Source organism: Microbacterium sp. SCN 69-37, from assembly GCF_001724435.1.
In the GTDB taxonomy this organism is placed as follows: domain Bacteria; phylum Actinomycetota; class Actinomycetes; order Actinomycetales; family Microbacteriaceae; genus Microbacterium; species Microbacterium laevaniformans.
Window position 1 is genome coordinate 67,669 of the sequence record NZ_MEEL01000028.1, and the last position, 26,362, is coordinate 94,030.

At 69.5% G+C, this 26,362-nt stretch carries 30 protein-coding genes and 1 tRNA gene; 20 read left to right on the forward strand and 11 right to left on the reverse strand.

All coding sequences use genetic code 11. The annotated features are described in order from the left end of the window. Positions 1–97: 97 nt before the first annotated feature. The 3 genes from ABS64_RS08260 to ABS64_RS08270 all read right to left on the reverse strand — a co-directional run bounded on the left by ABS64_RS08260 (position 98) and on the right by ABS64_RS08270 (position 3,971). Positions 98–1,036, reverse strand: coding sequence for an NUDIX domain-containing protein (locus tag ABS64_RS08260; protein ID WP_292682653.1), 939 nt, complete (start codon positions 1,034–1,036; stop codon positions 98–100). Next, a complete protein-coding gene (locus ABS64_RS08265; RefSeq protein WP_292682656.1) occupies positions 1,033–3,201 on the reverse strand; it encodes an RNA degradosome polyphosphate kinase in 2,169 nt (722 codons plus the stop codon). The genes ABS64_RS08260 and ABS64_RS08265 overlap by 4 nt, the downstream gene beginning before the upstream one ends. A gap of 71 nt (positions 3,202–3,272) precedes the next feature. Beyond that, positions 3,273–3,971: a response regulator transcription factor gene (locus tag ABS64_RS08270; protein WP_292682658.1), complete on the reverse strand. Its 699-nt coding sequence runs from the start codon at positions 3,969–3,971 to the stop codon at positions 3,273–3,275. Between the two features lie 126 nt (positions 3,972–4,097). Here ABS64_RS08270 and ABS64_RS08275 point away from each other — a divergent pair, with 126 nt between their 5' ends. The 4 genes from ABS64_RS08275 to ABS64_RS08290 all read left to right on the forward strand — a co-directional run bounded on the left by ABS64_RS08275 (position 4,098) and on the right by ABS64_RS08290 (position 7,373). After that, positions 4,098–4,385 carry a hypothetical protein gene (locus tag ABS64_RS08275; RefSeq protein WP_005051143.1) on the forward strand — a complete coding sequence of 96 codons (288 nt, stop codon included), beginning with the start codon at positions 4,098–4,100 and terminating at the stop codon, positions 4,383–4,385. A 134-nt stretch (positions 4,386–4,519) separates the two neighbouring features. Further along, positions 4,520–5,125, forward strand: coding sequence for an FABP family protein (locus ABS64_RS08280; protein WP_292682661.1), 606 nt, complete (start codon positions 4,520–4,522; stop codon positions 5,123–5,125). A 2-nt stretch (positions 5,126–5,127) separates the two neighbouring features. Beyond that, positions 5,128–6,234 (forward strand): glycine cleavage T C-terminal barrel domain-containing protein, encoded by a 1,107-nt coding sequence (locus tag ABS64_RS08285; RefSeq protein WP_292682720.1) that lies wholly within the window; start codon positions 5,128–5,130, stop codon positions 6,232–6,234. A gap of 5 nt (positions 6,235–6,239) precedes the next feature. Further along, the gene (locus tag ABS64_RS08290) at positions 6,240–7,373 is read left to right on the forward strand and encodes an FUSC family protein (protein ID WP_292682664.1); all 1,134 of its coding nucleotides are present in this window, start codon (positions 6,240–6,242) and stop codon (positions 7,371–7,373) included. 135 nt (positions 7,374–7,508) lie between these two features. Here the strand turns inward: ABS64_RS08290 and ABS64_RS08295 are convergent, their stop codons facing one another. Further along, complete coding sequence (locus ABS64_RS08295) at positions 7,509–8,348, reverse strand: class I SAM-dependent methyltransferase (protein ID WP_288119403.1); 840 nt, start codon at positions 8,346–8,348, stop codon at positions 7,509–7,511. Positions 8,349–8,389: 41 nt separating this feature from the next. On the opposite strand from ABS64_RS08295, the gene ABS64_RS08300 reads away from it, so the two are divergent. Further along, entirely contained in the window at positions 8,390–9,139 is a 750-nt protein-coding gene (locus tag ABS64_RS08300) for a phosphoglyceromutase (protein ID WP_005051130.1), read from the forward strand. Between the two features lie 88 nt (positions 9,140–9,227). On the opposite strand, the gene phoU is transcribed toward ABS64_RS08300, so the two are convergent. Next, positions 9,228–9,929 (reverse strand): phosphate signaling complex protein PhoU, encoded by a 702-nt coding sequence (gene phoU, locus ABS64_RS08305; RefSeq protein WP_292682670.1) that lies wholly within the window; start codon positions 9,927–9,929, stop codon positions 9,228–9,230. Between the two features lie 168 nt (positions 9,930–10,097). Here phoU and ABS64_RS08310 point away from each other — a divergent pair, with 168 nt between their 5' ends. After that, a complete protein-coding gene (locus ABS64_RS08310) occupies positions 10,098–11,294 on the forward strand; it encodes an ATP-binding protein (RefSeq protein ID WP_233449537.1) in 1,197 nt (398 codons plus the stop codon). Continuing rightward, complete coding sequence (locus tag ABS64_RS08315; RefSeq protein WP_204947526.1) at positions 11,291–11,974, forward strand: response regulator transcription factor; 684 nt, start codon at positions 11,291–11,293, stop codon at positions 11,972–11,974. Before ABS64_RS08310 ends, ABS64_RS08315 begins: the two co-directional genes overlap by 4 nt. A 75-nt stretch (positions 11,975–12,049) precedes the next feature. On the opposite strand, the gene ABS64_RS08320 is transcribed toward ABS64_RS08315, so the two are convergent. Further along, complete coding sequence (locus ABS64_RS08320; RefSeq protein ID WP_204947525.1) at positions 12,050–12,517, reverse strand: DNA modification methylase; 468 nt, start codon at positions 12,515–12,517, stop codon at positions 12,050–12,052. Positions 12,518–12,661: 144 nt separating this feature from the next. Between ABS64_RS08320 and ABS64_RS08325 the strand changes: the two genes are divergently transcribed. The 5 genes from ABS64_RS08325 to ABS64_RS08345 are packed head-to-tail and all read left to right on the forward strand — an operon-like array spanning position 12,662 to position 17,504. Beyond that, a complete protein-coding gene (locus ABS64_RS08325; protein ID WP_005051117.1) occupies positions 12,662–13,144 on the forward strand; it encodes a CarD family transcriptional regulator in 483 nt (160 codons plus the stop codon). 49 nt (positions 13,145–13,193) lie between these two features. Beyond that, positions 13,194–14,381, forward strand: a complete 1,188-nt coding sequence (gene ispD, locus ABS64_RS08330) for a 2-C-methyl-D-erythritol 4-phosphate cytidylyltransferase (protein WP_204947524.1) — start codon at positions 13,194–13,196, stop codon at positions 14,379–14,381. 53 nt (positions 14,382–14,434) lie between these two features. Beyond that, positions 14,435–15,838, forward strand: a complete 1,404-nt coding sequence (gene cysS, locus ABS64_RS08335; protein ID WP_292682676.1) for a cysteine--tRNA ligase — start codon at positions 14,435–14,437, stop codon at positions 15,836–15,838. Continuing rightward, positions 15,831–16,823 (forward strand): 23S rRNA (guanosine(2251)-2'-O)-methyltransferase RlmB, encoded by a 993-nt coding sequence (gene rlmB, locus ABS64_RS08340; protein WP_292682723.1) that lies wholly within the window; start codon positions 15,831–15,833, stop codon positions 16,821–16,823. The genes cysS and rlmB overlap by 8 nt, the downstream gene beginning before the upstream one ends. Before the next feature lie 42 nt (positions 16,824–16,865). Then, entirely contained in the window at positions 16,866–17,504 is a 639-nt protein-coding gene (locus ABS64_RS08345) for an NAD(P)H-binding protein (protein ID WP_292682679.1), read from the forward strand. A gap of 18 nt (positions 17,505–17,522) precedes the next feature. On the opposite strand, the gene ABS64_RS08350 is transcribed toward ABS64_RS08345, so the two are convergent. Then, a complete protein-coding gene (locus ABS64_RS08350; RefSeq protein WP_292682682.1) occupies positions 17,523–18,836 on the reverse strand; it encodes a DUF4032 domain-containing protein in 1,314 nt (437 codons plus the stop codon). A gap of 84 nt (positions 18,837–18,920) precedes the next feature. Further along, positions 18,921–20,021: a sn-glycerol-3-phosphate ABC transporter ATP-binding protein UgpC gene (gene ugpC / locus ABS64_RS08355; RefSeq protein WP_005051102.1), complete on the reverse strand. Its 1,101-nt coding sequence runs from the start codon at positions 20,019–20,021 to the stop codon at positions 18,921–18,923. A gap of 269 nt (positions 20,022–20,290) precedes the next feature. On the opposite strand from ugpC, the gene ABS64_RS08360 reads away from it, so the two are divergent. Together ABS64_RS08360 and ABS64_RS08365 are read left to right on the forward strand one after the other, a co-directional pair. Beyond that, complete coding sequence (locus ABS64_RS08360; protein WP_292682688.1) at positions 20,291–21,235, forward strand: thioredoxin domain-containing protein; 945 nt, start codon at positions 20,291–20,293, stop codon at positions 21,233–21,235. A 36-nt stretch (positions 21,236–21,271) separates the two neighbouring features. Beyond that, positions 21,272–21,344, forward strand: a tRNA-Thr gene (locus ABS64_RS08365). A gap of 36 nt (positions 21,345–21,380) precedes the next feature. Here the strand turns inward: ABS64_RS08365 and ABS64_RS08370 are convergent. After that, the gene (locus tag ABS64_RS08370) at positions 21,381–21,518 is read right to left on the reverse strand and encodes a hypothetical protein (RefSeq protein WP_198013032.1); all 138 of its coding nucleotides are present in this window, start codon (positions 21,516–21,518) and stop codon (positions 21,381–21,383) included. Between the two features lie 216 nt (positions 21,519–21,734). Between ABS64_RS08370 and ABS64_RS08375 the strand changes: the two genes are divergently transcribed. Then, complete coding sequence (locus ABS64_RS08375; RefSeq protein ID WP_292682694.1) at positions 21,735–22,688, forward strand: DMT family transporter; 954 nt, start codon at positions 21,735–21,737, stop codon at positions 22,686–22,688. A 16-nt stretch (positions 22,689–22,704) separates the two neighbouring features. Here ABS64_RS08375 and ABS64_RS08380 read toward each other — a convergent pair whose 3' ends face one another. Then, entirely contained in the window at positions 22,705–23,331 is a 627-nt protein-coding gene (locus ABS64_RS08380) for a nitroreductase family protein (RefSeq protein WP_292682697.1), read from the reverse strand. Further along, a complete protein-coding gene (gene msrB, locus ABS64_RS08385) occupies positions 23,328–23,744 on the reverse strand; it encodes a peptide-methionine (R)-S-oxide reductase MsrB (RefSeq protein ID WP_005051085.1) in 417 nt (138 codons plus the stop codon). Before msrB ends, ABS64_RS08380 begins: the two co-directional genes overlap by 4 nt. A 74-nt stretch (positions 23,745–23,818) precedes the next feature. Between msrB and ABS64_RS08390 the strand changes: the two genes are divergently transcribed. From ABS64_RS08390 to ABS64_RS08410, 5 genes are all read left to right on the forward strand, one after another. Further along, positions 23,819–24,820, forward strand: a complete 1,002-nt coding sequence (locus ABS64_RS08390) for a DUF2332 domain-containing protein (RefSeq protein ID WP_292682700.1) — start codon at positions 23,819–23,821, stop codon at positions 24,818–24,820. Between the two features lie 9 nt (positions 24,821–24,829). After that, positions 24,830–25,099, forward strand: a complete 270-nt coding sequence (locus ABS64_RS08395) for a DUF3263 domain-containing protein (RefSeq protein WP_292682703.1) — start codon at positions 24,830–24,832, stop codon at positions 25,097–25,099. 9 nt (positions 25,100–25,108) lie between these two features. Further along, on the forward strand, positions 25,109–25,681 hold the full coding sequence (locus ABS64_RS08400) for a LytR C-terminal domain-containing protein (RefSeq protein WP_121189368.1): 573 nt from the start codon (positions 25,109–25,111) through the stop codon (positions 25,679–25,681). A gap of 149 nt (positions 25,682–25,830) precedes the next feature. Continuing rightward, on the forward strand, positions 25,831–26,034 hold the full coding sequence (locus ABS64_RS08405; protein WP_005051075.1) for a cold-shock protein: 204 nt from the start codon (positions 25,831–25,833) through the stop codon (positions 26,032–26,034). Between the two features lie 133 nt (positions 26,035–26,167). Next, a partial coding sequence (locus tag ABS64_RS08410) for a TCP-1/cpn60 chaperonin family protein (RefSeq protein WP_292682712.1) occupies positions 26,168–26,362 on the forward strand: 195 nt, incomplete at its 3' end.

Below are 26,362 nucleotides of genomic sequence, written 5' to 3' on the forward strand. Positions count from 1 at the left end.
GCTGGCTCCGAAGGTAGACACGCACTCTTAAGGGAGTGGGCTCGGGAGGTGAACGGGAGGTGAACGTGGGCGCAGCACCCCTGTCGGGTGCATGCGCTCAGGGCTTCGGTTCGTGCGTCTCGATCGCGACGATGCCCGAGCCCGGGTTGGTCGTGGAGAGATGCACGACCGAGAAGGAGCCCGGCTCCAGGGCCGATGCGCTGCCCAGATACGAACCCCGCAGGGTGCCTGTGGCGAGGGCGATCTCGGTGAGCATGTCGGGCAGGAGGGGGCCGTGACTGCACAGCACCGCGGGCTTGCGCGACCGGACTCGACGCCCGACGACGCTGCGCGTATCGCTTTCACCGGCCTCCCAGGCGTCCTGGCTGATCAGCGACGTCCGCACGATCTTGCGGCCGAGCGCCGCGGCGAGCGGGGTGACGGTGGCCACACAGCGCACGGCGTCACTGCTGACGATCTTGCGCACCCCGAATGCGGCGAGCGGCCCCACGATCGACCCGGCCTGACGGGCGCCGCGATCCGTCAGGGTTCGCGCGGCATCCGCGCCCTTCCACCCGTCGCGCGGAGTCGCCTTCGCGTGGCGCAGCACGATGAGCGGGAACGTCTCGAGGATGCCGTCGTCGACGAAGCGCAGGAAGTTGTCGAGGATCTCGACGTCGACGGGGTAGCTCAGGTAGCCCCGTGCCCGCTTCGGGGTCACCCACTCGAGGGCGGCGATCTCGCGATTCGGCACGAAGGCGGAGGCGCGGATGGCTTCGTCGGTCGCCTCCGCGGCCCAGTAGTGCACGATCTTCTGCCGCTTGCTCGGCATCCGATATCTCGACACTCCCACCGGGATGCCCAGATGCACGCGGATGCCGGTCTCTTCGAAGATCTCCCGCACAGCCGTCTCCGCGAGCGTTTCGCCCGGGTCGACCTTCCCTTTGGGGAGGGTGACGTCGGCGTACGCCGTCCGGTGGATGACGAGCACCATGAGTCTGCCGTCCACGACGCGCCAGATCACTCCGCCCGCCGCGTAGACAGCGTTGTCGGTCATCGGACCGCCCGTGCGCGCCGGCGGCGCGGAACGTTGGCCATCGTGTAGTCCTGCAGATCCAGGAGCGGCGTGCCGTCGGCATCCACGCTGTGCCGCGTCCACTCGCCGTCGCGACCCAGCCACCACGAGCTGGTGTCGTCGCTCATCGCGCGGTCGAACAGTTCGGTGAGCTCCTTCAGATGCGCGGGCGCGGCGACGCGCACGAGCGCTTCGACGCGGCGGTCGAGGTTGCGGTGCATCATGTCGGCGCTGCCGATGTAGATCTCGGCATCGCCGTCGTTGTGGAACGCGAAGATGCGGGAGTGCTCGAGATATCGGCCGAGGATGCTGCGGACGGTGATGTTCTCGCTCACGCCCGGCATCCCCGGCTTGATCGAGCAGATGCCCCGCACCCAGATGTCCACCTTCACGCCGGCCTGGCTCGCCCGGTACAGGGAGTCGATGATCTCCTCGTCGACCATGGAGTTGACCTTGATGCGGATGGCGGCGGGCCTGCCGGCCAGCGCGTTGCGGCGCTCCTTGTCGATCTGACGCAGGAGCCCCTTCCGCAGATGCAGGGGGGCCACGAGCAGTCGCTTGAACTTCTTCTCGATCGCGTAGCCGCTGAGTTCGTTGAACAGGCGCGTCAGATCCTTTCCGACCTGTCCGTCGGTGGTGAAGAGTCCGAAGTCCTCGTAGATGCGGCTCGTCTTCGGGTTGTAGTTGCCCGTTCCGATGTGGCTGTAGTGCTGGAGCACGCCGTCTTCCTCGCGGATGATCAGCGCGAGCTTGCAATGGGTCTTGAGTCCGACGAGCCCGTAGACGACGTGCACGCCCGCCTTCTCGAGCTTGCGCGCCCAGACGATATTGGCCGCCTCGTCGAAGCGGGCCTTGAGCTCGACGAGCGCGAGCACCTGCTTGCCGGATTCGGCCGCATCGATGAGCGCCTGCACGATCGGGCTGTCACCCGAGGTGCGGTACAGCGTCTGCTTGATCGCGAGCACGTGCGGGTCGCGCGCGGCCTGCTCGAGGAACGCCTGCACGCTGGTCGCGAAAGACTCGTACGGGTGGTGGACCAGAACGTCGGCCTTGCGGATCGCGGCGAACAGGTCGGCGCGGCCGTTCTGCTCGAGCGGCTGGAATGCCACGGCCGTCGTCGGCACGTGCGGGGCGTAGCGCAGCTCGGGCCGGTCGACCGCGCTGAGCTCGAACAGCCCGCGCAGGTCGAGGAGCCCCGGAAGCCGGTAGACCTCCTGCTCGGTGATCGACAGCTCGTTGATGAGCAGGTCGAGGGTCACCTCGTCCATGTCGTCGCCGACTTCGAGCCGGATCGGCGGCCCGAACCGCCTGCGCAGCAGCTCGGCCTCGAGCGCCTGGATCAGGTTCTCGGTCTCGTCCTCCTCGATGACCACGTCCTCGTTGCGGGTCAGGCGGAACGTGTGATGCTCGAGGATCTCCATTCCCGGGAACAGGTCGCCGAGGTGGTTCGCGATCAGCTGCTCCAACGGCAGGTAGCGCGCCCGACCGGGCTTGCCGGGCAGCGCGACGAACCGGGGGAGCATAGGCGGCACCTTCAGGCGCGCGAACTCCTGCCGCCCGGTCTTCGCGTTGCGGATGCGGATGGCGAGATTCAACGACAAACCGGAGATGTAGGGGAAGGGGTGAGCCGGGTCGACGGCGAGGGGCATGAGCACCGGGAACACCTGCGACTGGAAGTAGTCGTAGAGATCCTCGCGGTCCTCGTCCGACAGGTCGTCCCAGGAGACCACCTCGATGCCGGCCGCGGCGAGGGCCGGCTGGACCACGTCGAGCCAGACTCCGGCCTGGCGCAACTGCAGTGCGTGGGCGGCATCCGAAATGTCGGCCAAGACGTCCTGCGGGGCGCGACCGACGTTCGTCGGCACGGCGAGACCGGTGACGATACGGCGCTTCAGACCGGCCACGCGCACCATGAAGAACTCGTCGAGGTTGCTGGCGAAGATCGCGAGGAAGTTGGCGCGCTCGAGGACCGGCAACGACGGGTCTTCCGCGAGCTCCAGCACCCGCTGGTTGAACGCGAGCCAGCTGAGCTCGCGGTCCATGTAGCGGTGCTCGGGAAGCTGGGCGTCGCCGGCTTCGACCATCTCGTCGAAGTCGTCGTCGTCCTCGTCGCCCAGCCCGGTGTCCAGAACGTCGGTGTCGATCATTCCCTCATCATGTCAGTGCCAGGTGACCGCCGCGTTAACCGCGTCGTCGCCGCCCGGCCCGACAGTCGTCATCACGCCTGGCTCGCCTCGCGGGAGGTCGGGATCTGGTCGTCCTCGTACACGTTGAACCGGTACCCCACGTTGCGCACGGTGCCGATGAGCTGTTCGAGGTCTCCGAGTTTGGCGCGCAGGCGTCGTACGTGCACGTCGACCGTCCTCGTGCCCCCGAAGTAGTCGTAACCCCACACCTCGCTCAGCAGCTGCTCGCGCGTGAACACGCGCGAGGGATGCGTCGCGAAGAAGTGGAGCAGCTGGAACTCCTTGTAGGTGAGATCCAGCGGCTTGCCGTGCACCTTGGCCGAGTAGGACGACTCATCGATCGTGATGCCAGAGGTCTGGATGCGGCTGGAGACCTGTGATGCGGATTGGCGTCCGACCGCCAGCCGGATGCGCGCGTCGACCTCGGCGGGGCCGGCACCGACCAGGATCACGTCGTCGATGCCCCAGTCCGTCGACACCGCCGTGAGGCCCCCCTCGGTCACGACGAGCACCAGCGGTGCGTCCAGGCCCGTCGTGTTGAGGATCTTGCACAGCGACTTCGCCCCGACCAGGTCGGCACGGGCGTCGACGAAGATGACATCCGAGCTCGGCGCGTTCACGAGCTGGGCCGGCTCGGCGAGAATCTGCCGGACGCGATGGCTGAGCAGCTCGAGCGCAGGCAGGACGGGGCCCCCGCCCGGGGCGGAACTCAAGACGAGAAGCTGAGCCAATGGGGGTCCCTTCGGGTTCGGATGCCCCCGAACCGTGCCCCCATCTTAGAACCCGCTCGCACGGGCGCCGTGCGCGGGTGGCTCGGCCGACGTGCGCGGAGTGCGCGCGTCGGTGACAATGGGAGGATGACGCTTCCTGGATTGGCGCCCCGCGCCGAGTACGGCGGCATCGTCGGAGTCTGGGCCGCCGGCGCGGTGATCGCGATCGTGATCGGCGTCGTCGCTCCGGGCGAGTGGCGCGCCGCATGGATGCCGGTGGGCATGGCCGCCTGCCTCATCCTCGCCTTCGTCGTGCAACTGGTGCAGGGACACTCGCAGGGCTTCGTGCGTCGGGTGGCGCTGAGCACTCTCGGTGCGTTCGTGGTGATGGGCCTGATCGGGCTCGGTCTCGGACTCTCCAGCATGTTCGCGTGACGGTAGAGTGAGGACATGGACCTGCTCGCGCTCGAACTCTTCTTCGTCGGGTTGCTCGCGCTCGCCTCGCTCGCGATCGTCTTCGTGTCGGGTGTCGTGATCAAGAACCTCTACCGCGGCCAGCGCTGATCGGCATGATCGACCTGCCGACCGACCTGCCGGCCGATCTCGTTCCGCTCTCGTGGCTGCTCGGCGTCTGGGAAGGCACCGGCGTCATCGACTATGAGGCCGACGGTGTCGCCTTCCGCGGCGAGTTCGCCCATCGGGTGAGCTTCAGCCATGACGGCGGCGACTACGTCAACTACGCGGCGAACGCCTGGTTCGTCGCCGATGACGAGTCCCGCACCCCTCTCGTGGCCGAGACCGGGTACTGGTGCCTCGCTCGCCCGCTCGAGCAGGCCGACGCCGGCCCGGCACTGCTGCCGCCGTCGGCGGTACGCGACGCCTCGCGCACGGCCGACGACGTCGAGGCTCTTCGCAATGCGGAGGGCGGCTTCGATCTCGAGGTCGCCATCGTCCACTCCGACGGCATCAGCGAGCTCTACGTGGGGCAGGTGCGCGGTCCGCGCATCGACCTGGCGACGGATGCCGTAGTGCGCCCCGCCAGCGCGAAGGTCTACACCGCGGCGACCCGGATGTACGGCCTCGTCGACGGCCACCTGCTCTGGGCGTGGGACATCGCCGCGCTCGGCGGCGAGCTCGGTTCGCACGCGTCGGCACGACTGGCGCGGGCCGAGTGAGCATGTCCGAGGCGCCTCGTCCTGCCGCCGTCGCCAGCGCGTTCACCGTCGTTCCCGGTGCCGTCATCGACGAGCGTGGGCTGGTGCATGTGGCCGCGCCCGCGCGTGAACAGCGCGATCTCATCGCCGGACGGGCACTTGCGCCCCTCGAAGACCGGGTCGTGGTCGCGGTCGACGGTGTCGACCGCCTCAGCTGGCTGGATTCCATCACCTCGCAGGCGCTCACGGCGCTCGCACCGGGCACCAGCACCGAGCTGCTCGTGCTCGACCCGCAGGGCCACGTCGAACACGCCGCGGGAGTCGTGGACGACGGTGAGCGCACGTGGCTGATCGTCGATCGGTCCCGCTCCGCGGCGCTCGTGACGTGGCTCAGTCGCATGCGGTTCCGGTTGCGGGTAGAGCCGCAGGACCTTTCGGAGGAGGTGCGCGTCATCGGCGGCACCGCGCAAGCGGTTGCTGCGCTCGACCCGCTCGCGATCTGGCACGACCCGTGGCCTGCGGTCGGCACCGGCGGGTGGGGATACGCTCCCGCCGACCCGCACCCGGGGGAGTCGTACGACTGGGCGGAGGCGATCGTGCCGGTCGATGCGGCGTCCCGCCTCGCCGAGGCCGCGGCATCCGGTGATCAGCCCGTCGCCGGATGGATGGCCGTCGATGCCGTCCGCGTCGCCGCCTGGCGTCCTCGCGCCGCGACCGAGGCCGACGGACGGGCGCTGCCGCACGAGGCCGACTGGCTGCGCACCGCGGTGCACCTGGACAAGGGCTGCTACCGCGGTCAGGAGACGGTCGCGAAGGTGCACAACCTCGGTCATCCGCCGCGCCGGCTCGTCGCCCTGCAGCTGGATGGCAGCGACGCCGACCTGCCGGTGGGGGGAGCCGAGGTCTTCCTCGGCGACGAGGCGGTCGGCGCGGTGACCTCCGTCGCACGCCACTTCGAGGAGGGGCCGATCGCGCTCGCATACGTCAAGCGCACGGTTCCGGTCGAGGCTGATCTGACGGTCGCGGTGGACGAGGGGCGCATCGCGGCGGCGCAGGAGGTCATCGTTCCGCCCGACGCTGGGCGCACCGCATCGATCCCGCGGATGCCGCGGCTCTCCCGGCGCCGCTGAGCACGGTGACGTCCGCGCCGCCGCCCTCGGAACGCCCCGGGAACACGGCTGCGCAGACCGCCGCCATCCCGACCGGGTGGCGTTCCCGCTGGCATCCGCGTGTCGGCATCGACCGCGTCATCGTGTCGGCTCCTGCGATCGCGCAGATCGTGATCGCAGCGACCGCGGCGTTCTCGTTCGCCCATTACGTGCTCGGTCACGCGGCGCCCCTGCTGGCGGCCACCGTCACGGTCTCGAGCCTCGGTCTCGTCAGGGACGCCCGACCGCGCCGGGTGCTGGAGACGGTGATCGGAATGGTCGTCGGAATCCTCGTCGCGGAGCTGATCGTGTTCGTCGCGGGCATCGGGTGGTGGCAGTTGGGCATCACGCTGACGGCCTCGCTGATCGTCGCACGCTTCCTCTCGCCGCAGCCGGCGTTCGCGATCGCCGCGGCGATGCAGTCGGCGATCGTGATGGTCATCCCGGTGAGCGTGCCGTTCCTCCGGATGATCGACGGTCTCGTCGGGGGTGTCATGGCCCTGCTGGTGACGGCGTTGCTGCCGCGCAGCCCACAGCGTACGGTCGCGCGGGAAGGAGCGGCGCTGTTGTCGGCGTTCGACGGCGCCGTGTCGACCCTCGTGCAGGCCCTGCGCCGCGGTGACGCGGTGCGCGCAGAGCGCGGACTCACCAAGGCGCGCGCCCTTCAGGGGCTGGTCGACCAGTGGCGCGCCGGAATCGAGTCGGGTTCGGAGATCGCCCGCATCTCGCCGTTCCTGCGCCGCCAGCGCTCGGAGTTCCAGCGGCAGGAGCGCATCCGCCTGCACCTGGACCTGGCCACCCGCAATCTGCGCGTGATCGCCCGCCGCGTCGTCTACCTCTGCGATGACCGGCAACCGCGCCCGATCGCCGCCGACCTGCTCGCCGAACTTGCGGCCGGTGCGCGCCTCATCGCGGAGTCGCTCGGCGACATCTCCTACGAGCCGGCCGCCCGCGAAGCCGTCCGTGCCGTGGCGGCCCGTCTGGATCCCACCGTTCTCGCCGATCGCAGCTCGGCCGTCGATCAGACGCTCATCGGTGCGCTGCGCCCGCTGGCCGTCGACCTCATGACGGCGGCGGGGATGCCCGCCGACGAGGCGCGCGCCGCGATCCCGCGCGTGTGAGCGAGGCCGCCCCGAACCGCCGATGGCGCGCCGCCGAGGGCAGGCAATCTGCCGGGGAGAGGCAGAACGGCGCAGAATCCGCCTGTGCTGGGCAGATCGCCTGCGCTCGGTCGGCCGTTCGCCGACGGGCGCCGGTCAGACGACGGGAGCGACCAGGCTCCAGGGCACGGTGACCTCGCCCAGCCGCCAGCGCGCGCGACCGCCCACAGGCCAGCCCGCCGCGTGCATCGCGTCGAGCGCGGCGCGCCAGCGCTGCACCGGTCCGAACGACGCGGTGCCGACGGCGCGTGTCCACTCCTCGTCGAGGGTGCGCAGGAAATCGTGCACCGGCTCACCGGGCACGTTGCGGTGGATGAGGGCCTTCGGCAGCCGCTCCGCGGCGATCGACGGGGAGGCGAGCTCGCTCAGACGCAACGACAGCGTGAGCGTTCGTGGCGCGGCGTCGGCGCCGATCTCGACCCACGTGCAGATCCGGCCGAGCTCGTCGCAGGTGCCTTCCACGAGGATGCCGTCGGGATGCAGGCGCTGCGTCATGCGCGCCCACGCCTCCTTCACCTCGTGCTCGTCGTACTGCCGCAGCACGTTGAACGCCCGCAGCACCGCAGGTCGGCGCCCCTGCGGCGTCGGCACCTCGAACCCGCCGCGGGCGAAGGACACGTGAGCGTCGGGCGAGAACGCCGTGCGCCCCGCGCGCACGTCGACCAGCTGCGTGCGGGCCCGCTCGACCCGGGCCGGATCGATCTCCAGCCCGAGCACATCGACACCGGGGCGGGCGCGCCGCAGCCGCTCCTCGAGCTCGAGCACGGTGACGGCGCTCGCGCCGTATCCGAGGTCGATGACGAACGGATCGTCGGCGCGCCTCAGCACGGGATGCCGGGCGATCCAGCGGTCGATGCGGCGCAGCCGGTTGGTGTTCGTCGTGCCGCGCGTGATCTGACCGACCACCCCACGAGCGGGGGCTTTCTCCGGCGGCATCCCCCCATGATGCCAGCGCGCGCGCCGGTAGGATGACGATCATGACCGCGCCGTACACGCTGATCCTCCTCCGCCACGGGCAGAGCGAGTGGAACAAGACCAACCAGTTCACCGGATGGGTGGACGTCCGCCTCACCGAGCAGGGTCGCGGCGAGGCCGCGCGCGGCGGTGAACTGCTGAAGGATTCCGGCATCCTGCCCGATGTGCTGCACACGTCGCTGCTCAGTCGGGCGATCCAGACGGCCAACATCGCGCTGGACGCGGCCGATCGTCTGTGGATCCCCGTGAAGCGGTCGTGGCGCCTCAACGAGCGTCACTACGGCGACCTCCAGGGCAAGGACAAGGCAGAAACGCTCGAGCAGTTCGGTGAGGAGCAGTTCATGCTGTGGCGCCGCTCGTTCGATGTGCCGCCTCCCGCCCTTCCCGACGACTCGCCCTACAGCCAGGTGAACGACCCTCGCTACGCTGGCATCGACGGCGAGGTGCCGCGCACCGAGTCGCTGAAGATCGTGATCGACCGCCTCCTGCCGTACTGGGAGAACGAGATCGTCCCCGACCTGAAGGCGGGCAAGACCGTTCTCGTGACCGCGCACGGCAACTCGCTGCGCGGCCTGGTCAAGCACCTCGACGGCATCAGCGACGCCGACATCGCCGAGCTGAACATCCCGACCGGCATCCCGCTCGTCTACCGCCTCGGTGAAGACCTCATGCCGCTCGAGCCGGGTGCGTACCTCGACCCCGAGGCCGCCGCTGCCGGCGCCGCGGCTGTCGCGAGCCAGGGCAAGGGCTGAGGCTCAGCGGCCGTACGAATGCGAGAGGGGGATGCCGACCGGCATCCCCCTCATCGTTTTCCGCCTCCGCCGCGGCGGAGGCGACGTCTCACTCGACGCCGTCGACCGATTCGCCCTCGGCGATGATGACGGCGATGGTGTCGGTGTCGGGCGTCCAGTCGCCGGTAGCGAGGTAGGCCACCTTCTTGGCCACCGAGACGGCGTGGTCGGCGAAGCGCTCGAGGTAGCGGCTGGCCAGCGTCGCATCGACGGTGGCTCCGGCCTCGCCCTGCCAGTTCTCGCTCAGCACCTTCTCGAAGACGGCGAGGTGGTGGTCATCGACCTTGTCGTCGAGTGTGCGCAGCGTTTCGAGGTAGCTGAGGTCTTCGGTGCGCAGCAGCTCGGTGAGGGTCTTCGCGACCTCGACGTCGAGTTCACCCATCTTGGTGAAGGTCCCCTTCAGGCCCTTCGGGATGGCGCGCTCGGGGAAGCGCATGCGGGTGAGCTGAGCGATGTGCTCGGCGATGTCGCCCATGCGCTCCAAGGAGGCGCTGACGCGCAGGGCCGCGACGACGACGCGCAGATCGCGGGCGACCGGTTGCTGACGAGCGAGGATCTGGATCGCCAGCTCGTCGAGCGCGACCGCCTTGTCGTCGATCGTCTGGTCGGCTTCGATGACCTCTTCGGCAAGGGCGACGTCGCTGGTACCGAAGGCGCGGGTGGCCTTGTCGATCGCCTCCGTGACCAGCTCGGCGATCTCGACGAGACGCGACTGCACGTCCTCGAGCGACTGGTGGAACACTTCGCGCATGAGAGGGCCTCTCTTCCGGCAGGCAGGCACGGTGCCGCCTCCTGACCCGGTGATCATCGCGGGCCAAGGTTAACGATCGGTGCCGCAGCGATGAACGTTGCCGACGCCGTTTCCGGCGTTGATCCGTATCGTGAATCTGCGGTGTCCAACCACCCTACGCTGGGAGCCATGGAGTCCCTGCAGCCGGCGATCGCGCTGATCCTCGGCCTCGTCCTCGGCGGCGGAGTGGCCACGCTCGTGCTCATCGCGCTGCGGGCGCGTGACCGCGCGCGTGTCGCGGCATCCACGGCCCTGCCCGACGGGACGGCGGCGGTGCTCCAGGGGATGGACGAAGTCGCGGTGGTCGTCGACACGTCGCTGCAGATCGTCGCCGTCTCGGCGCCCGCGGAGCTGTTCGGCATGCACGAGGACTACGCACTGCCGGGCGATGAGCTGCGCGCCCTCGCCCGGACCGTCCGTCGTACCGAGGCGCCGGAGACGCAGACGATGCGGCTCAAGCGCGGCGTCGAGCCGCGGCTGGTCTCGGCCCGGGCGAGCGTGATCACGCCGCGGTTGATCCTCATCGTCATCCGTGACATCACGGAGCGGGAGCGCGTCGAGGAGATGCGCCGCGACTTCGTCGCCAACACCAGCCATGAGCTGAAGACGCCGGTGGGTGCGGTGAGCCTGCTCGCGGAGGCGGTCGAGTCGGCCGCCGACGATCCCGATCAGGTGCGTCATTTCGCCAGTCGCCTCAGCGCCGAGGCGGCGCGGCTCAGCCAGCTCACGTCGCGCATCATGAACCTGTCGCGGCTGCAGTCCGCCGACGATCTGACGGAACTGCGCGACGTGTCCGTCGACGAGGTCGTCGCCGCCGCCATCGAGTCCCAGTCGGTCGCCGCAGACTCGGCCGCCATCACCGTCGCCCGCGGGGGCGAGAGGCACGCGTACGTGCGCGGTGACGTGCAGGTGCTCACCGAGGCCGTCGCCAACCTGGTGGCCAACGCGATCGCGTACTCGCCGCAGGGCGGACAGGTCGGCGTCGGCGTGAAACGGGACGGCGGGGTCGTCGAGATCGCGGTCACCGATCGGGGGATCGGCATTCCGGAGGACGAGCAGGAACGCGTGTTCGAGCGGTTCTATCGTGCCGACCAGGCGCGCTCGCGCCGCACCGGCGGCACGGGGCTGGGGCTGTCGATCGTCAAGCACGCGGTGCAGCGGCACGGGGGAGAGGTCGAGGTCTGGTCGCGTCCGGGGCGGGGCTCGACCTTCACCGTGCGACTGCCCGCCGTCCCTGCGCCCGACGACCTTCCCGCTCCCAAGAAACGCAAGAAGAAGAAGGCCGCCCGCGATGGTGCGCGGGCGAAAGGAGAGAAGAAGCGATGACCCGCGTCCTGATCGTCGAGGATGAGCCCGATCTGGCCGATCCGCTCGCCTATCTGCTGCGCCGTGAGGGATTCGAGGTCGAGATCGCCGAGGACGGCCCCGCGGCCCTCGATGCGTTCGCCTCGCGCGACGCCGACATCATCCTGCTCGACCTCATGCTCCCGGGGATGCCGGGAACCGAGGTGTGCCGTGTGGTGCGCTCGACCTCCAAAGTGCCCATCATCATGCTGACAGCGAAGGACTCCGAGGTCGATATCGTCGTCGGTCTCGAGCTGGGCGCCGACGACTACGTGACGAAGCCCTACTCGTCGCGCGAGCTGCTCGCGCGGATGCGGGCGGTGCTGCGACGCAGCGAAGGCCCCGAGCTGGGGCTCGACGACAGCGTCGTCGACGGCGGAAGGGTCGTGCTGGACATCGATCGGCACACCGTCGCCGTCGACGGTGAGACCATCCCGATGCCGCTGAAGGAGTTCGAGCTGCTCGAGGTGCTCATGCGCAACGCGGGGCGCGTGCTGACGCGCGGCCAGTTGATCGACCGGGTCTGGGGGAGCGATTACTTCGGCGACACCAAGACGCTCGACGTGCACATCAAGCGCATCCGGTCACGGATCGAACGCAATCCGAGCGAGCCGGTCATGCTCCTGACCGTGCGCGGGCTCGGCTACCGCTTCGAAGCCTGACGCGCCCTTCCCCGCGACACGAAGATCGGCGGCGCCCCTCGTGAGGAGGGACGCCGCCGATATCCGTGAGCGGGATCAGTTCGCGGGAACGAAGTCCTTCAGGTACGACAGGGTGCCGTCCAAGACCGGAACGCGGTCTTCCACGGCCTCGCCGGTGCCGGACTGGAACGTGGTGCGCACGTCGGTGCCGGGCTTGGCCGACAGGCCGGTGAACAGCAGCGGATCTGCGCCGTCGAAGCCCAGGCTGACGGTCGAGTGCGCGGCGACCGGCACCCGCTGCGTCGTGCCCTCGATGCCCACCAGCAGCGTCTCGTCGGTGTCGGTGTCGTTGACGATCGCCGCGAGGAAGTTGGCTTCGGTGCCCTTCTCGTTGGCGACGAAGAGCGCGTTGCGCACCTTCAGGGGTGCCGAGTGCGTGATGTTGACGCCCTCAGCGGCCGAGTAGCTGATGGTCGTGGCCTGCGGTGAGATCATGCTGCAGCCGGCGGTGGAGAGGACCACAGCGGCGGCGAGGGCGACGGACGCGAGACGGCGCGTGTTCACGGATCCTCCTGGACGAGTCGGTGTGTGCTCATTCTATGCCGCGACGCGGCGCCACCCCGGCGCCCCCGCCGCGGATGCTCAGCCGGCGAACCCTAGCGTATGTCGCCTGTGGTATTCTGGACTTTGCCGAAAGGACATAACTGCATGCTTTTTGAGGTTGGCGAGACGGTCGTCTATCCGCACCACGGGGCCGCGACGATCATCGAGGTCAAGGACCGGATCATCAAGGGCGAGACCAAGAAGTACCTGAAGCTGAACGTCACGCAGGGAGACCTCATCATCGAGGTCCCTGCTGACAACGTCGACCTGGTCGGTGTTCGTGACGTGATCGGCAAGGACGGTCTCGAGAAGGTGTTCGACGTGCTGCGCGCACCGTTCACCGAAGAGCCCACCAACTGGTCGCGCCGCTACAAGGCCAACCTCGAGAAGCTCGCGTCCGGCGACGTGATCAAGGTGAGCGAGGTCGTCCGTGACCTGTGGCGTCGTGACCAGGACCGCGGCCTGTCCGCCGGCGAGAAGCGCATGCTGGCCAAAGCTCGTCAGATCCTCGTGTCCGAGATCGCTCTGGCGCTGAAGGCCGATGAGGATCACGCCTCGGGGGTCCTCGACGAGGTTCTCGCGAGCTGATCCCGGCATCCGCCGGAAGACGGCGCGCCACGTCGGTAGTGTCGGGTACATGAGCGACCCGTTGGTTCCCGTGCCCCACACCGCCGTAATCGTCGTCGCGGCTGGATCCGGTCAGCGGTTGGGCGCGGGTGTTCCGAAGGCGTTCGTGGGTCTCGACACCCACACGGTTCTGCGCCACGCGCTGGAGGGTGTGTTCGCCGCCCCGGCCGCGCAGGTCGTGATCGTCGCTCCCTCAGACCGCGTCGGTGATGCCCTGACCGAGGCGCGCGCCGTCGCCGGCGAACGGCACGACCTGGTCACGGTCGTCGCCGGCGGGCTCAGCCGGCAAGAGTCGGTGGCTGCCGGACTGCGGGCCGTGTGGCCCGACGTCGAGCGCGTGCTGGTCCATGACGCCGCGCGGGCTCTGACTCCGCCCGAGGTCTTCGCGCGCGTCATCGACGCGCTCACAGACGGCAAAGATGCGGTGCTTCCGGTGCTTCCTGTGGTCGACACCGTCAAACGGGTGTCCGGCGATCGCGTGCGCGAGCCGATCGATCGTTCCGAACTGGCGGCCGCGCAGACCCCGCAGGGATTCCGCCGCACGATTCTCGACGCGGCGTATGCCGCGGCATCCGCCGAGCACACCGACGACGCCGCACTCGTGCAGAGCATGGGAACACCGGTGTGGACGGTGCCCGGCGATGAGCGGAGCTTCAAGATCACCACTCCGGGCGATCTCGACCGCGCGCGAGCCCTCCTGGCTGTCGCGCCGGTGAGGCGCACCGCGCCGGTGCCGCGCGTCGGCGTCGGCACCGACGTGCATGCCGTCGGCGGTAGCGGCGATCTCTGGCTGGCCGGACTGCACTGGCCCGGTGAACCCTCGCTGCACGGTCATTCGGACGGGGATGCCGTCGCGCACGCCATCGTGGACGCCGTGCTCGCCGCCGCGGGACTCGGCGACATCGGCACCCATTTCGGCACCGATCAACCGCAGTACGCCGGCGCCCACGCCGAGGCGTTCCTGGCCCGCACGCGGGAGCTGGTGGAGGCCGCCGGCTTCTCGATCGGCAACGTCTCGGTGCAGGTGCAGGCGCGCCGCCCGCGCTTTGCCGCGCGCCGCGCGGAAGCCGAACATGTCCTGTCTGCGGCGCTCGGTGCGCCCGTCGCCGTATCGGCGACCACGACCGATGGGCTCGGCTATACGGGAACGGGCGACGGCGTCGCCGCCTTCGCCGTCGCGCTCGTCTACTCCGTGTGAGCTCCCACGCCCGCGCCGCTGTCGCGTCTCGCGCGCGCGGGTAGGCTGGAGCGGTGACGGTCCGGCTCTACGACACCCAGGTGCAGGCGTTGCGCGACTTCGCGCCGCAGGATCCGGCGAACGTCACGATGTACGTGTGCGGTCCGACGGTGCAGTCGGGTCCCGGCATCCATCATCTGCGTGCGGCGCTCGCGTTCGACCTGCTGCGTCGCTGGCTCACCCGCCGTTTCGGACGCGTGACGTTCGTGCGCAACGTCACCGACATCGACGACAAAGTCCTGCAGAACGCCACCGCTGATGAGCCGTGGTGGGCGCTGGCGTATCGCGTGGAGCGCGAGTTCGCGTACGCGTATGCCGCGATCGGCATTCTCGCGCCGACCTACGAGCCGCGCGCCACCGGATCGATCCCGCAGATGCAGGAGCTGATCGCCACCCTCATCGAACGCGGTCATGCCTACGCCGCGGCCGGTGACGTCTATTTCGACGTGCGTTCGTGGTCCGCCTACGGAGAGTTGACCCATCAGAGCATCGACGCGATGGAGCCGGCGGCCGACGCGGACGCGCGCGGCAAGCGCGACCCGCGGGATTTCGCCCTCTGGAAGAGCGCGAAGAGCGATGAGCCGGCGGATGCCGTGTGGGAGAGCCCCTGGGGGCCGGGCAGGCCCGGCTGGCACATCGAGTGCTCCGCCATGAGCCGCCGCTACCTGGGTGCCTCCTTCGACATCCACGGCGGCGGCATCGACCTGCGCTTCCCGCACCACGAGAACGAGTTGGCGCAGTCGCGTGCGGCGGGTGACGCGTTCGCCCGCTACTGGGTGCACAACGGCCTGGTCACGGTCGGCGACCAGAAGATGTCGAAGTCGCTCGGCAATCATCTGCTCGCGCTGGACGTGCTGGCCGACCGCGACCCGCTCGTCGTGCGCTACGCCCTCGGCGCGGCGCACTACCGGTCCACGCTCGATCTCACCGCGGCATCCTTCGACGAGGCCGAGGCGGCCCTCGAGCGCATCCGAACGTTCCAGCAGCGGGCCGCGCGGGTGCTCGGCACTGCGGTGCCGCTGGTGGCCGCCGATATCCCCGAGGCGTTCGCTGCCGCGATGGACGACGACCTCGGCATTCCGCAGGCGCTCGCGGTCGTCCACGAGACCGTGCGCGCCGGAAACGCGGCGTTGGATGCGGGCGATCGGGATGCCGCGGCCCGCGCTTTCGTCGAAGTGGGCCGCATGACCGGCGTTCTCGGTATGAATCCGGCCGACCCGAAATGGCGACCCGAAGCAGGTGCTGCCGAGGCGCGCGCCCTGGACGCGCTGCTGCAAGCGATGATCACCCAGCGTGCGCAGGCGCGCGCGAACAAGGACTGGGCGGCCGCCGACCGTCTTCGCGACGCGATCGCGACGGCCGGCGTCGTCCTCGAGGACGGTCCCGACGGGACCCATTGGAGTCTGAATGATGGCTAAGCCGGGCAACCCCTCCGCGGGCAAGGGCAAGAAGAAGGGCCCACTCAAGGGCACGGGCGGCAACGGACGCAAGGCGCTCGAGGGCAAGGGGCCGACTCCCAAGGCCGAGGACCGCAGCTGGCACGTCGCCGGCAAGCGCAAGGCCGCCATGGAGCGCTACGCCGCCGCCGGCGGCAAGGGGCGCCCCGGTCAGAAGCCGGCGCCGTCCCGCGCGCCGAAGGCCAAGGCCGGCGACGACACCGAGAACGTGACCGGGCGCAACTCCGTGCTCGAAGCTCTGCGTGCACGCATCCCGGCGACGGCGTTCTACATCGCCCAGCGCGTCGAGATGGACGATCGCGTCAAGGAGATGCTGTCGATCGTGACCCAGCGCGGTATCCCCGTGATGGAGGTCACCCGCCCCGAGCTCGACCGTATGGCCGGCTTCGACGGCGTGCACCAGGGTGTCGCGCTCAAGGTGCCGCCGTACGAGTACGCGCACCCCCAGGACCTGCTGGAGGAGATCATCGGAAAAGGGCAGACGCCGCTGATGGTCGCGTTGGACGGCATCACCGATCCGCGCAACCTCGGCGCGATCATCCGCTCCACCGCCGCCTTCGGCGGTCAGGGACTCATCATTCCCCAGCGCCGTTCGGCCGGCGTCAACTCGGCCGCGTGGAAGACGAGCGCCGGCGCCGCGGCCCGGGTTCCGGTCGCGATGGCACCGAATCTGACCACGACGCTCAAAGAGTTCAAGAAGCAGGGCGTGTTCGTGCTCGGTCTCGATGGCGGCGGCGACGTCGCGCTGCCCCAGCTCGAACTGGCAGATCGGCCCGTCGTCATCGTCGTCGGCTCGGAGGGCAAGGGGCTGTCACGGCTGGTCACCGAGACGTGCGACCAGGTCGTGTCGATCCCGATCTCCTCCGCCGCAGAGTCGCTCAACGCCGGCATCGCGGCATCCGTCGCGCTCTACCAGGTCTCCACCATCCGCGCCGCGTCCGAGTGACGCCCGCTCCACCGGCACGCCGATCCGAAAGGAAGCACTGAGATGGCCATCATCGCCGTTCTGGGAGGCACCGGCTTCGCCGGTCGCCACATCGTCTCCGAGGCTGTGGACCGCGGGCACACCGTGCTGTCGGTGTCGCGGTCGGTGGCCGCAGACCGCGTGCCCGGTGCGACCTACGTCGAGGGGACGCTGCTGGACATCCCCGGGCTGGTGACGCAGCTGGAGGGTGCGGACGTGGTCATCAGCGCCGTCGCACCGCGCGGTGCGATGGAGGGCCTCGTCCGGCCCAACCTGGAGGCGCTGAACACCGTGCTGCCCGAGAGCGTGCGGCTGGGCGTCATCGGCGGCGCCGGCGGGAGCCTCGTCGCTCCCGAGGGCCCCCGCGTCGTCGACGTCGACTTCCCCGACGCCTTCAAGGCCGAGGCGCTGGAGATGATCGGTGTTCTGGAGGACCTTCAGGCCGAACAGACCGGTCGCGACTGGTTCTTCGTCCACCCCGCCAGCGGCTTCGGCAGCTTCAACCCGGGCGAGCGGACGGGCACCTACCGGGTCGGTGGCGATGTCATCGTCACGGATGCCGAGGGGCACTCCTACATCTCCGGCGCCGATCTCGCGGTGGCGGTGCTCGACGAGATCGAGAACCCGCAGCACTCGCGCCGGCGCTTCACCGTCGGGTACTGACGCGCTCTCTCGTCGGGGTCAGACCAGGTCGCGCCAGTCGACGTCCTCGTCTTCGTCGTCGTCGTCGATCGTCGAGATCGCCGAGGTGATCACCGGAATCGCCATCGTCTCGGTGGGTGGACCCATCACCGTGGCCTCGTCCCGGCGGTGACGCAGCACGTCATCGATGTAGGACGAGACGACCTCGGCGATCGGCACCGACTGTCCTCGCGCTTGCGACATGTACCAGCGGTGTTCGAGGACCTGGTGGAACACCTCGGCGGGTTCGAGTTTGGCGCGCAGATCCCAGGGGATCGCCTTCACGACCGGTTCGAACACGCGGGTGAGCCACTCGTGCGCCACCATCTCCTCGTCGGAGCCGAGTCGTGAGACGCGGGCACGGAACGCGTCCATGTCGTTGAGCAGGCGCCGGGCCTGGTTCTCCTCGACGTCCAGTCCCGTCAGACGCAGAAGGCGCCGCTGGTGGTGGCCGGCGTCGACGACCTTGGGCTGAATCGACACCGTGGTGCCGTCCGGCGTGGTGCGGATCGACATCTCGCCGATGTCGAAGCCGAGATCGTTCAGGCGTTTGACCCGCTCGGTGATGTGCCAGGCCTCACCGGCGGCGAAGGTCTCCTTGTCGGTCAGCGCCGCCCAGAGCGAGCGGTACGACGACATGATGCCGTCGGCGATGGCGACGGCATCCACCCCTCCTTCGAGACGGCCGCCGGCTTCGAGGTCCATGATCTCGCCGGCGATGTTCGTGCGGGCGACGTCGAGGTCGTGCTCGCGCTGTCCGCGCGTCAGGCCGCTCTCGTGCAGCTCGCCGGTCTCGGCGTCGACCAGGTAGGCGGCGAAGGCCCCCGCATCCCGTCGGAAGAGCGTGTTCGACAGCGACACGTCACCCCAGAAGAAGCCAACGGTATGCAGGCGCACGAGCAGCGCGGCGAGGGCGTCGACGAGCCGGCCGGCGGTGTCGGGTCGCAGCACCTGTGTGAACAGGGCGCGGTAGGGGAGCGAGAACTTCAGATGCGCCGTCACGAGCGCGGCCGGCAGCGGGTCGCCCTTGGGTGTGCGACGACCGTCGATCACCGCGACCCGTTCCACGCACGGCACGTCGAGGCGGCCGAGGGAGCCCAGCATGTCGTACTCGCGGCGGGCCATCTCGCCGGTCGTCTCTTTGACGGCGACCACGCGGCCCGACAGATCCGCGAAGCGGACGAGGTGGCGTGACAGGCCCTTCGGAAGCGAGACGATCGTGTCCTTGCCCCACTCGTCCAGCGGGGTGGACCAGGGCAGCGCCAGCAAGCCGGCGTCGACACTGCTCGCGGTGATCGTGAGGGAGTGGGCCACGCGGGTCTTCGCTTTCGTGGGGGATACGCCGCGGCGCGGGGGTCCGGTCCGTGGAACCGGGCCCCCGCGCCGCGTCTGGTCGGATCAGGCCGACGCGATCGCCTTCTTGGTGAGGCGCTCGCCCGACTCGATGTCGAACGCGTGCACGTGGTGCGGCACGGGGGCGAGGACGACCGTCTCGCCGGCGTTCGGGTGGTTGCGGCCGTCGACGCGCGCGACGATGTCGGTGCGCTTGCCGGCGATCTCGGTGTGGCCGTAGAGGTAGCCGTCCGCGCCGAGCTCCTCGACGAGGTCGACGGTCACCGACAGGCCCTGGCCGTCGGCCGGGTTCACGATGATGTCCTCGGGGCGGACGCCGGCGGTGACCTGCGTCGCGCTGGTGGGACGGTCGATGTCGGCGTCGACGACGGCGGTGCCGAACTGGATGCCGCCGGCGCTCGCAAGGTCGACCTGGAACAGGTTCATCGCGGGCGAGCCGATGAACCCGGCGACGAAGACGTTGTTCGGCTTCTCGTACAGGTCACGCGGCGTGCCGACCTGCTGGAGCAGACCGTCCTTGAGCACCGCGATGCGGTCGCCCATGGTCAGAGCCTCGGTCTGGTCGTGGGTCACGTAGACGGTGGTGACGCCGAGGTTGCGCTGCAGCGACGCGATCTGGGTGCGCGTCTGGACGCGCAGCTTTGCGTCGAGGTTCGACAGGGGCTCGTCCATGAGGAACACCTGGGGCTTGCGCACGATCGCGCGGCCCATCGCGACACGCTGACGCTGACCGCCCGAGAGGGCCTTCGGCTTGCGGGTCAGGTAGTCCTCGAGGTCGAGGAGCTTCGCCGCCTCGAGCACGCGCTGGGCGCGCTCTTCCTTGCCGACGCCAGCGATCTTCAGCGCGAAGCCCATGTTCTCGGCGACCGTCATGTGCGGGTACAGCGCGTAGTTCTGGAACACCATCGCGATGTCGCGGTCCTTCGGCGGGATGTCGGTGACATCGCGATCGCCGATCAGGATGCGGCCGGAGTTGACCTCTTCGAGGCCGGCCAGCATGCGCAGCGACGTCGACTTTCCACAACCGGACGGGCCGACGAGGACGAGGAACTCGCCGTCACCGACCTCGAGGTTGAGCTTGTCGACGGCCGGGCGGGTGCCGCCCGGGTACAGACGGGTTGCGTTGTCAAAGGTGACGGACGCCATGTTTTCTTCTCCTTCACCGGCAGGTACGTGCCGGACGATCCGTAGTGATGGAATGAGCGGGGGCTTGGCCCGCACGTCCCGCGATGGACGCGTTCTCAGTATCGCACGTTCTCCTCCGCGAGGAAGAGGCCTCGTCTGGGCATTTCACAGGCTCGCTGGCTAGCATCGACACATCGCCCTGCTCCGTCCGCGACGCTGGACCCGATCCGAATCGTGACGACCGGGATGCACCGCGATGTGCCCTCGAGCTGCCTCCCACAGAAGGTCCCATGTCCCACGACGCCGCCCCGAACGAGCCCACGCCTGCTGGCCGCCGCGATGCGGTGCGCGAGAAGGCGCAGCTCGTCCACGCGAAGCAGTCGCGGGCACGCGTGCTGCGCCGCTCGGCGCTCGCCGTCGTCGCCGCTGCCGCCGTCGTCGCGGTCGCGGTCGCGGTGTCGTGGGCGGTGCGCTCCAACAGCGACCGGCCGCAGCTGCAGCCGGCCGACGCCACCGCCGACGGCTTCCGGGTGACGTCGGTGTCTTCGGTCTCGCCGGGAACGCCGATCGACGGTGCGAGCTCGGCGCCCACGGCTGCGGCCGAGCCGCAGGCGACACCCTCGCCGTCCACCTCGGCATCCGTCGTCGACATCCACGTCTACGTCGATTACCTCTCGCCGGCGGCGCGACAGTGGCAGCTCGCCAACGCGAAGCAGCTGGCGTCGTGGGTGTCGGACGGGGCGGCAACCCTGACCTACCACCCGGTCTCGATGCTCACCGCCAAGTCGAACGGAACGAAGTACTCGTTGCGCGCGGCGAGCGCAGCCGCTTGTGTCGCGACTCTCGATCCGTCGAAGTTCTTCAGCTTCAACAACGACCTCCTCACCCGTCAGCCGGCTGTCGACTCCGACGGCTTCTCCGACAAGGAACTCGCCGACATCGCCCAGGCGAACGGCTCTGACGATCCGAAGCGCCTTCGCGACTGCATCGAGACCGAGTCGTACTCGTCGTGGGTGAAGGGTGCCACCGAGCGCGCGATCAGCGGCATCCCCGGGACGAACGGGCTCACCCTGACGGGGACGCCGATGGTCGTCGTGAACGGCCAGCAGTACGTGGGCGACATGACGGATGCCGCGGAGTTCTCGCAGTTCGTGCTCACGAGCGCGAGCGGGGCGTACTACAAGTCGCAGACCGCGACGCCCACGCCCACCGTGAAGCCGACGGCCGCGCCGTAAGTCGGGCCCCGGCCCGGATAGACTGGCAATCGCCTCGCCGGCTTGGCGCAATTGGTAGCGCACCGTACTTGTAATACGGGGGTTGCAGGTTCAAGTCCTGTAGCCGGCACCGCTTTCATGCAATGCCCGCCGTCGCGACCTCCGTTCAGCCGAGGCTGACCGACTGATAGTAGGCGACGGCTGCCCAGACGAGAACGCCCACGCCGATCATCAGAGTGCCGACGCCGACGAACTGCCAGATGACGAGTCGGCGCTCGGGGGCGGGGAGGTCGCGAAAGGCCATGCGGTGATCGTAGCGAGTCCGCTGTGTCCATCGCGTCTCCAGCGCGTTATCCACGGCGATGCGCTCGGCATCCGCCGGCCCGCACCTCTAGATTGAGTTCCGTGGACGAGCACGAGCCGCGTACCGAACCCGACACCGTCACCGAAGCGATCTGCATTCTGGGCTACGACTGACCGATCGGCTCCTCTCCCACGCGCACGGCTAGGCTGAGGAGTCGTGACCGCACCGGCGACGCCCCGGCTTCCCGCCGGTGTGGCTCTTGGCGGTGCCGTGCTGGTGGGGGTGCTGACGGCGCTCCAAGCCCGCATCAACGGGCAACTCGGTCTGCGCATCGGCGACGGATTCGTCGCGGCGGTCATTTCCTTCGGGTCGGGGCTGCTCGTGCTGGCCGTGTTGTCGGCGCTGCTGCCGGCGGGCCGCCGAGGCTTCGGCGCGCTGGTCAGCGGCGTCCGCGCACGCACGATCCCGTGGTGGATGCTGGGAGGCGGGCTGGCCGGAGCGCTCACCGTCGCGACCCAGGGCCTCGCCGTCGCTGTGATCGGCGTATCCCTGTTCACCGTCGGGGTTGTGGCCGGGCAGACACTGAACGGCCTGGTGCTCGACCGCATCGGGTACGGCCCGGCCGGCGTCGTCGCGGTCACCATGCCGCGTGTCGCGGGCGGCGCGCTGGCCCTCATCGCCGTCGGTATCTCGTTGCAGGGCGGCGTGGTGGAGCGCGTGCCGGTGTGGATGCTGGTGCTGCCCTTTCTGGCGGGCGTCGGCATCGCGTGGCAGCAGGCGACAAACGGGCGGCTGCGCCAGCGCGTCGGGACGCCGTTGACCGCGACCCTCGTCAATTTTCTGGGGGGAACGGTGGTCCTCGCCATCGCGGCCATCGTCCACGTCGCGTTCGTCGGTGTGCCGCCGGCGCTGCCGACCGAGGCGTGGCTCTACCTCGGCGGCGTGGTCGGCGTGATCTACATCTTCCTGTCGGCGGCGCTCGTCGCGCACACCGGGGTGCTGCTGCTCGGCCTCGGCGTCGTGGTCGGCCAGCTCGCCACCGCGTTCACGCTGGATGCGTTCTGGCCCGCGGATGCCGGTCCCGGCTGGGGAACCGAACTGTTGATGGTCGCTGTCGCGGCGAGCTCGGTCATCGTCGCCCTCGCCCCCTGGCGGCGACGACGAACCTGAGCGGACGACGGGAGTGTCAGCTCTTCTTCTTGTCTTTCTTCGCGCCGGTCTTCGTCGCCCCGCCGTCCTTGTCGGCGCCCTTGGCGGGGGCCGGCATTCGACTGAGATGCGCACGGGGATCGACGCTCTTGCGGCGACCGGGTCGCGCACCGGTGGGCTTGCCGCCGATGTACAGCCAGCCGAGCAGCTCCTCGTCCTTCGCGAGTCCGTGCGCCTTGGCCACCGCCTTCGCCCGCGTGTAATGACCGGTGCGCCAGATGACACCCCATCCCGCCTCATCCAGCAGAAGGCTGAGCGTGTGGGCGACACCCGAGGCGACCGCCTCCTGCTCCCAGCGGGGAACCTTCTCGCTCTTGCGGTAGCTGGCGACCACGGCGAGCAGCAGTGGCGCGCGCAACGGCTTCGTCGACGGCTTGTCGTCGCCCTCGGCCTTCGCGATCGCCGCCCCGAGCGTCGCCCGGTCCTCGCCACGCAGCTCGATGACGCGCCACGGTCGCAGGGACGAGTGGTCGGCGACCCGCCCCGCCGCCGCGATCAGGGTGAGAAGCTCGGCGCGGGTGGGCGCGGCATCCGTCACCTTCGACCATGAGCGACGGTTTCGCACCGCCGCCAGGGCCGGGTAGTCCGTGACCGTCTCGATCACGACGCATCCGCCTCCGGGGCCGGGGTGAACGACAGCGACAGCGAGTTCATGCAGTACCGGTCGCCCGTGGGGGTGCCGAACCCGTCGGGGAAGACGTGTCCGAGATGCGAGCCGCAGTTCGCGCACCGCACCTCGGTGCGGACCATCCCGTGGCTGCGATCTTCGATGAGCTCGACGGCCTCGGGGCGCACAGACTCGTAGAAGCTCGGCCACCCGCAATGCGAGTCGAACTTCGTTCCACTCTGGAACAGTTCGGCGCCGCAGGCGGCGCACGTGTAGAGGCCGGCGCGGCTCTCGTCGAGCAGCTCGCCGGTCCAGGCGCGCTCGGTGCCCGCCTCGCGGAGCACCGCGTACTGGTCGGCGGTGAGCTCCGAACGCCACTCGTCGTCGGTCTTGGTCACGCGGTAGGTCATGTCTGGCTCCTTACTCCACCCACCATTCAACCCGACGCGGGCCGCGGTCGGCTCAGCCCGCGAGAATGTCACCCATGAGTTCGCTCCCAGAATCGGTGTCGGCGCGTTACGCCCGGTTCGCCCGCGACGAGGCTCCCGGTCGTTCCGCGCTGTACGGCGAGTGGGCCGTCGGAGTCGCCGCGGATGCCGCGGTGCAGGAGGTGCTGGAAAGGATCTCGCCTTCGCATCGTCAGCCGCCCCTCGTCTTCGCCGTCGCGCGGATGCTCGGATCCGGCGAGAGTGGGTACCCCGAGTGGCGGGAGTGGGTGCTCGCCCACAGCGACAGACTGATCACGGAGTGCGCGGCGCGGTCTCTGCAGACGAACGAACCCCTGCGGTGCGCCGCTCTGCTGCCCGCGTTGGCCGGCATCGACGGGCCGATCGCGCTGCTGGAGGTCGGAGCGAGCGCGGGACTGTGTCTCTACCCCGACCGATACTCCTACCGCTATCGCGGCGTCGCGGGGGAGATCGCGCACGATCCGCTCGACGGGGTGTCGGCCGTCGTGCTCGAGAGCGAGCTGCGCGGTCAGCACGTGCCCCCGTTGCGGCATCCGGAGATCGTCTGGCGGGCGGGCATCGATCTCGCGCCACTGGATCCGACCGACCCGGCCACCGAATCATGGCTGACGGCTCTCGTCTGGCCGGGCGAGACCGGACGCGCGGATCGGGTGCGTTCCGCCCTGCGCATCGCGGCGGCGGACCCGCCCTTCATGTTCGCGGGAGACGGCGTCGACCAGCTCGCCCGCGCGGTCACGGCGGCGCCGCGGGAGACGACACTCGTCGTTCAGACGCCGGGTGTCCTGGCCCATCTCGGATGGCATGCGCGACACGAGCTGATCGAGCAGGTATCCGTCGTGGGACGGTGGATCACGCTCGACGCGCCCTCGCTGCACGAGGGATGGCGCGGCGGGCGGATCGCATCGAACGCTCCCGCTGAGGGCTTCGCACTCGCGCGCGACGGCGTCGTCCTCGCCCACGCCGACCCACTCGGGCGATGGCTGGAGTGGCGTCCCGGCGAGCGCGCTGCGCGGGGTTAACGTGAGCAGGTGCCCATCTCCGAGCGTGATCGCCTCCTCCTCGACTTCGAGTCGCGGTGGACCGTGCACGACGCCGTCAAGGAGGAGGCCATCCGTGCCGAGCTCGCCCTGGCGCCCGCCCGGTACTACCAGCTGCTGGCTCGCATCATCGACCAACCGGATGCCGCGGCGCACGACGCCATGCTGGTGCACCGCCTCCGTCGGCTCCGCGATGCGCGCGAGAGCGAGCGTGCGGGACGCGCGGCCGTTCCCGCCATCCGCACCGGAACAGGCCGGTAGCATTCTGGGGTGCCGAGTACGCCCCCGCAGAAGGACCGCTTCGATGATCTCGCCCTCGAGGGGGGACGCATCGGTGCGCATCGCGCCGAGAATCCGCGCCTGCGGGGAGGAATCGTGGTGCTGTGGTCGGTCATCGCGATCGTCGTGCTGGTCGCGCTGGGCATCTTCGGCACGCTGATCGCCACCGGGCGCGTCACCCTCTTTCCCACCCCGAGCGCCACGCCGACGACCATCTCGACCGCCGAGCCGGTCGTCGACACGTCGTACCCGGTCACCGTTCTCAACGCGACGACACAGTCTGGTCTGGCCGGCTCCCTCGCGCAGACCATCGTCGGGGCCGGCTGGTCGCCCGACAGCGTCACGGCCGGCGACGCCAGCTCCAAGGACTTTCCGACCACGACGGTCTTCTACTCCGACCCCGCCGAAGAAGGTGCGGCGCGGGGGCTCGCACAGGTGATCGGCGGGGCGGCCGTGACACTCAGCGATGCGTACAAGGGCCTCGCGAGCGGCGACGGCGCCAAGCTCCTCGTGGTCGTGATCGGTGCCGATCGCACGGATGCCGGGGCCACTCCGGCCGGCTGACCACCCCGCCCTGCGGGTATCAGCGGGGAGCGTGTTTCGCGCGTGTGAACAGTTCGATGCGCCTGTGTCAACACTTGCCGGAACGGCGATTTCGCCGCTCTCACGCTGGTTAGCATTGCGACGTCCCACCGCAGCATCAGGAGATTCGCATGGCCCAAGGTACCGTCAAGTGGTTCAACGCCGAGAAGGGTTTCGGCTTCATCACCGTGACCGACGGCCAGGACGTGTTCGTCCACTACTCCAACATCGACATGTCGGGATTCCGTGTCCTGGAGGAGGGGCAGACGGTCGAGTTCACCGTCGGCGCCGGTCAGAAGGGCCCGCAGGCCGAGTCGGTCCGCGTCGTCGCCTGACGTCGTTCGGCCCTCCCGTCGCGCCCGCTCGGCGCGGCTTGCACTCGTCATGCCAGAGTGCCAGAATGAGTTAGCACTCAATCATCGCGAGTGCTAAAGACTCATCCTCACGTCCGGGAGGGACGACACACTTATGGCAAAGATCATCGCTTTCGACGAGGAGGCCCGCCGTGGCCTCGAGCGTGGCCTGAACATCCTGGCCGACGCCGTCAAGGTGACCCTGGGCCCGCGCGGTCGCAACGTCGTGCTCGAGAAGAAGTGGGGCGCCCCCACGATCACGAACGACGGTGTCTCGATCGCCAAGGAGATCGAGCTCGACGACCCGTAC

Bases quoted from the DNA above. Each gene is read 5' to 3' on its own strand.
- ABS64_RS08315 (WP_204947526.1), top strand. From the start codon at position 11,291: ATGACCCGCGTCCTGATCGTCGAGGATGAGCCCGATCTGGCCGATCCG.
- ABS64_RS08275 (WP_005051143.1), top strand. From the start codon at position 4,098: ATGACGCTTCCTGGATTGGCGCCCCGCGCCGAGTACGGCGGCATCGTC.
- ABS64_RS08285 (WP_292682720.1), top strand. From the start codon at position 5,128: ATGTCCGAGGCGCCTCGTCCTGCCGCCGTCGCCAGCGCGTTCACCGTC.
- ABS64_RS08265 (WP_292682656.1), bottom strand. From the start codon at position 3,201: ATGATCGACACCGACGTTCTGGACACCGGGCTGGGCGACGAGGACGAC.
- ABS64_RS08280 (WP_292682661.1), top strand. From the start codon at position 4,520: ATGATCGACCTGCCGACCGACCTGCCGGCCGATCTCGTTCCGCTCTCG.
- ABS64_RS08360 (WP_292682688.1), top strand. From the start codon at position 20,291: ATGTCCCACGACGCCGCCCCGAACGAGCCCACGCCTGCTGGCCGCCGC.
- ABS64_RS08345 (WP_292682679.1), top strand. From the start codon at position 16,866: ATGGCCATCATCGCCGTTCTGGGAGGCACCGGCTTCGCCGGTCGCCAC.
- ABS64_RS08310 (WP_233449537.1), top strand. From the start codon at position 10,098: ATGGAGTCCCTGCAGCCGGCGATCGCGCTGATCCTCGGCCTCGTCCTC.
- ABS64_RS08260 (WP_292682653.1), bottom strand. From the start codon at position 1,036: ATGACCGACAACGCTGTCTACGCGGCGGGCGGAGTGATCTGGCGCGTC.
- ABS64_RS08405 (WP_005051075.1), top strand. From the start codon at position 25,831: ATGGCCCAAGGTACCGTCAAGTGGTTCAACGCCGAGAAGGGTTTCGGC.
- msrB (WP_005051085.1), bottom strand. From the start codon at position 23,744: ATGACCTACCGCGTGACCAAGACCGACGACGAGTGGCGTTCGGAGCTC.
- ABS64_RS08390 (WP_292682700.1), top strand. From the start codon at position 23,819: ATGAGTTCGCTCCCAGAATCGGTGTCGGCGCGTTACGCCCGGTTCGCC.
- ABS64_RS08370 (WP_198013032.1), bottom strand. From the start codon at position 21,518: ATGGCCTTTCGCGACCTCCCCGCCCCCGAGCGCCGACTCGTCATCTGG.
- ABS64_RS08325 (WP_005051117.1), top strand. From the start codon at position 12,662: ATGCTTTTTGAGGTTGGCGAGACGGTCGTCTATCCGCACCACGGGGCC.
- ispD (WP_204947524.1), top strand. From the start codon at position 13,194: ATGAGCGACCCGTTGGTTCCCGTGCCCCACACCGCCGTAATCGTCGTC.
- ABS64_RS08300 (WP_005051130.1), top strand. From the start codon at position 8,390: ATGACCGCGCCGTACACGCTGATCCTCCTCCGCCACGGGCAGAGCGAG.
- ugpC (WP_005051102.1), bottom strand. From the start codon at position 20,021: ATGGCGTCCGTCACCTTTGACAACGCAACCCGTCTGTACCCGGGCGGC.
- ABS64_RS08295 (WP_288119403.1), bottom strand. From the start codon at position 8,348: ATGCCGCCGGAGAAAGCCCCCGCTCGTGGGGTGGTCGGTCAGATCACG.
- rlmB (WP_292682723.1), top strand. From the start codon at position 15,831: ATGGCTAAGCCGGGCAACCCCTCCGCGGGCAAGGGCAAGAAGAAGGGC.
- phoU (WP_292682670.1), bottom strand. From the start codon at position 9,929: ATGCGCGAAGTGTTCCACCAGTCGCTCGAGGACGTGCAGTCGCGTCTC.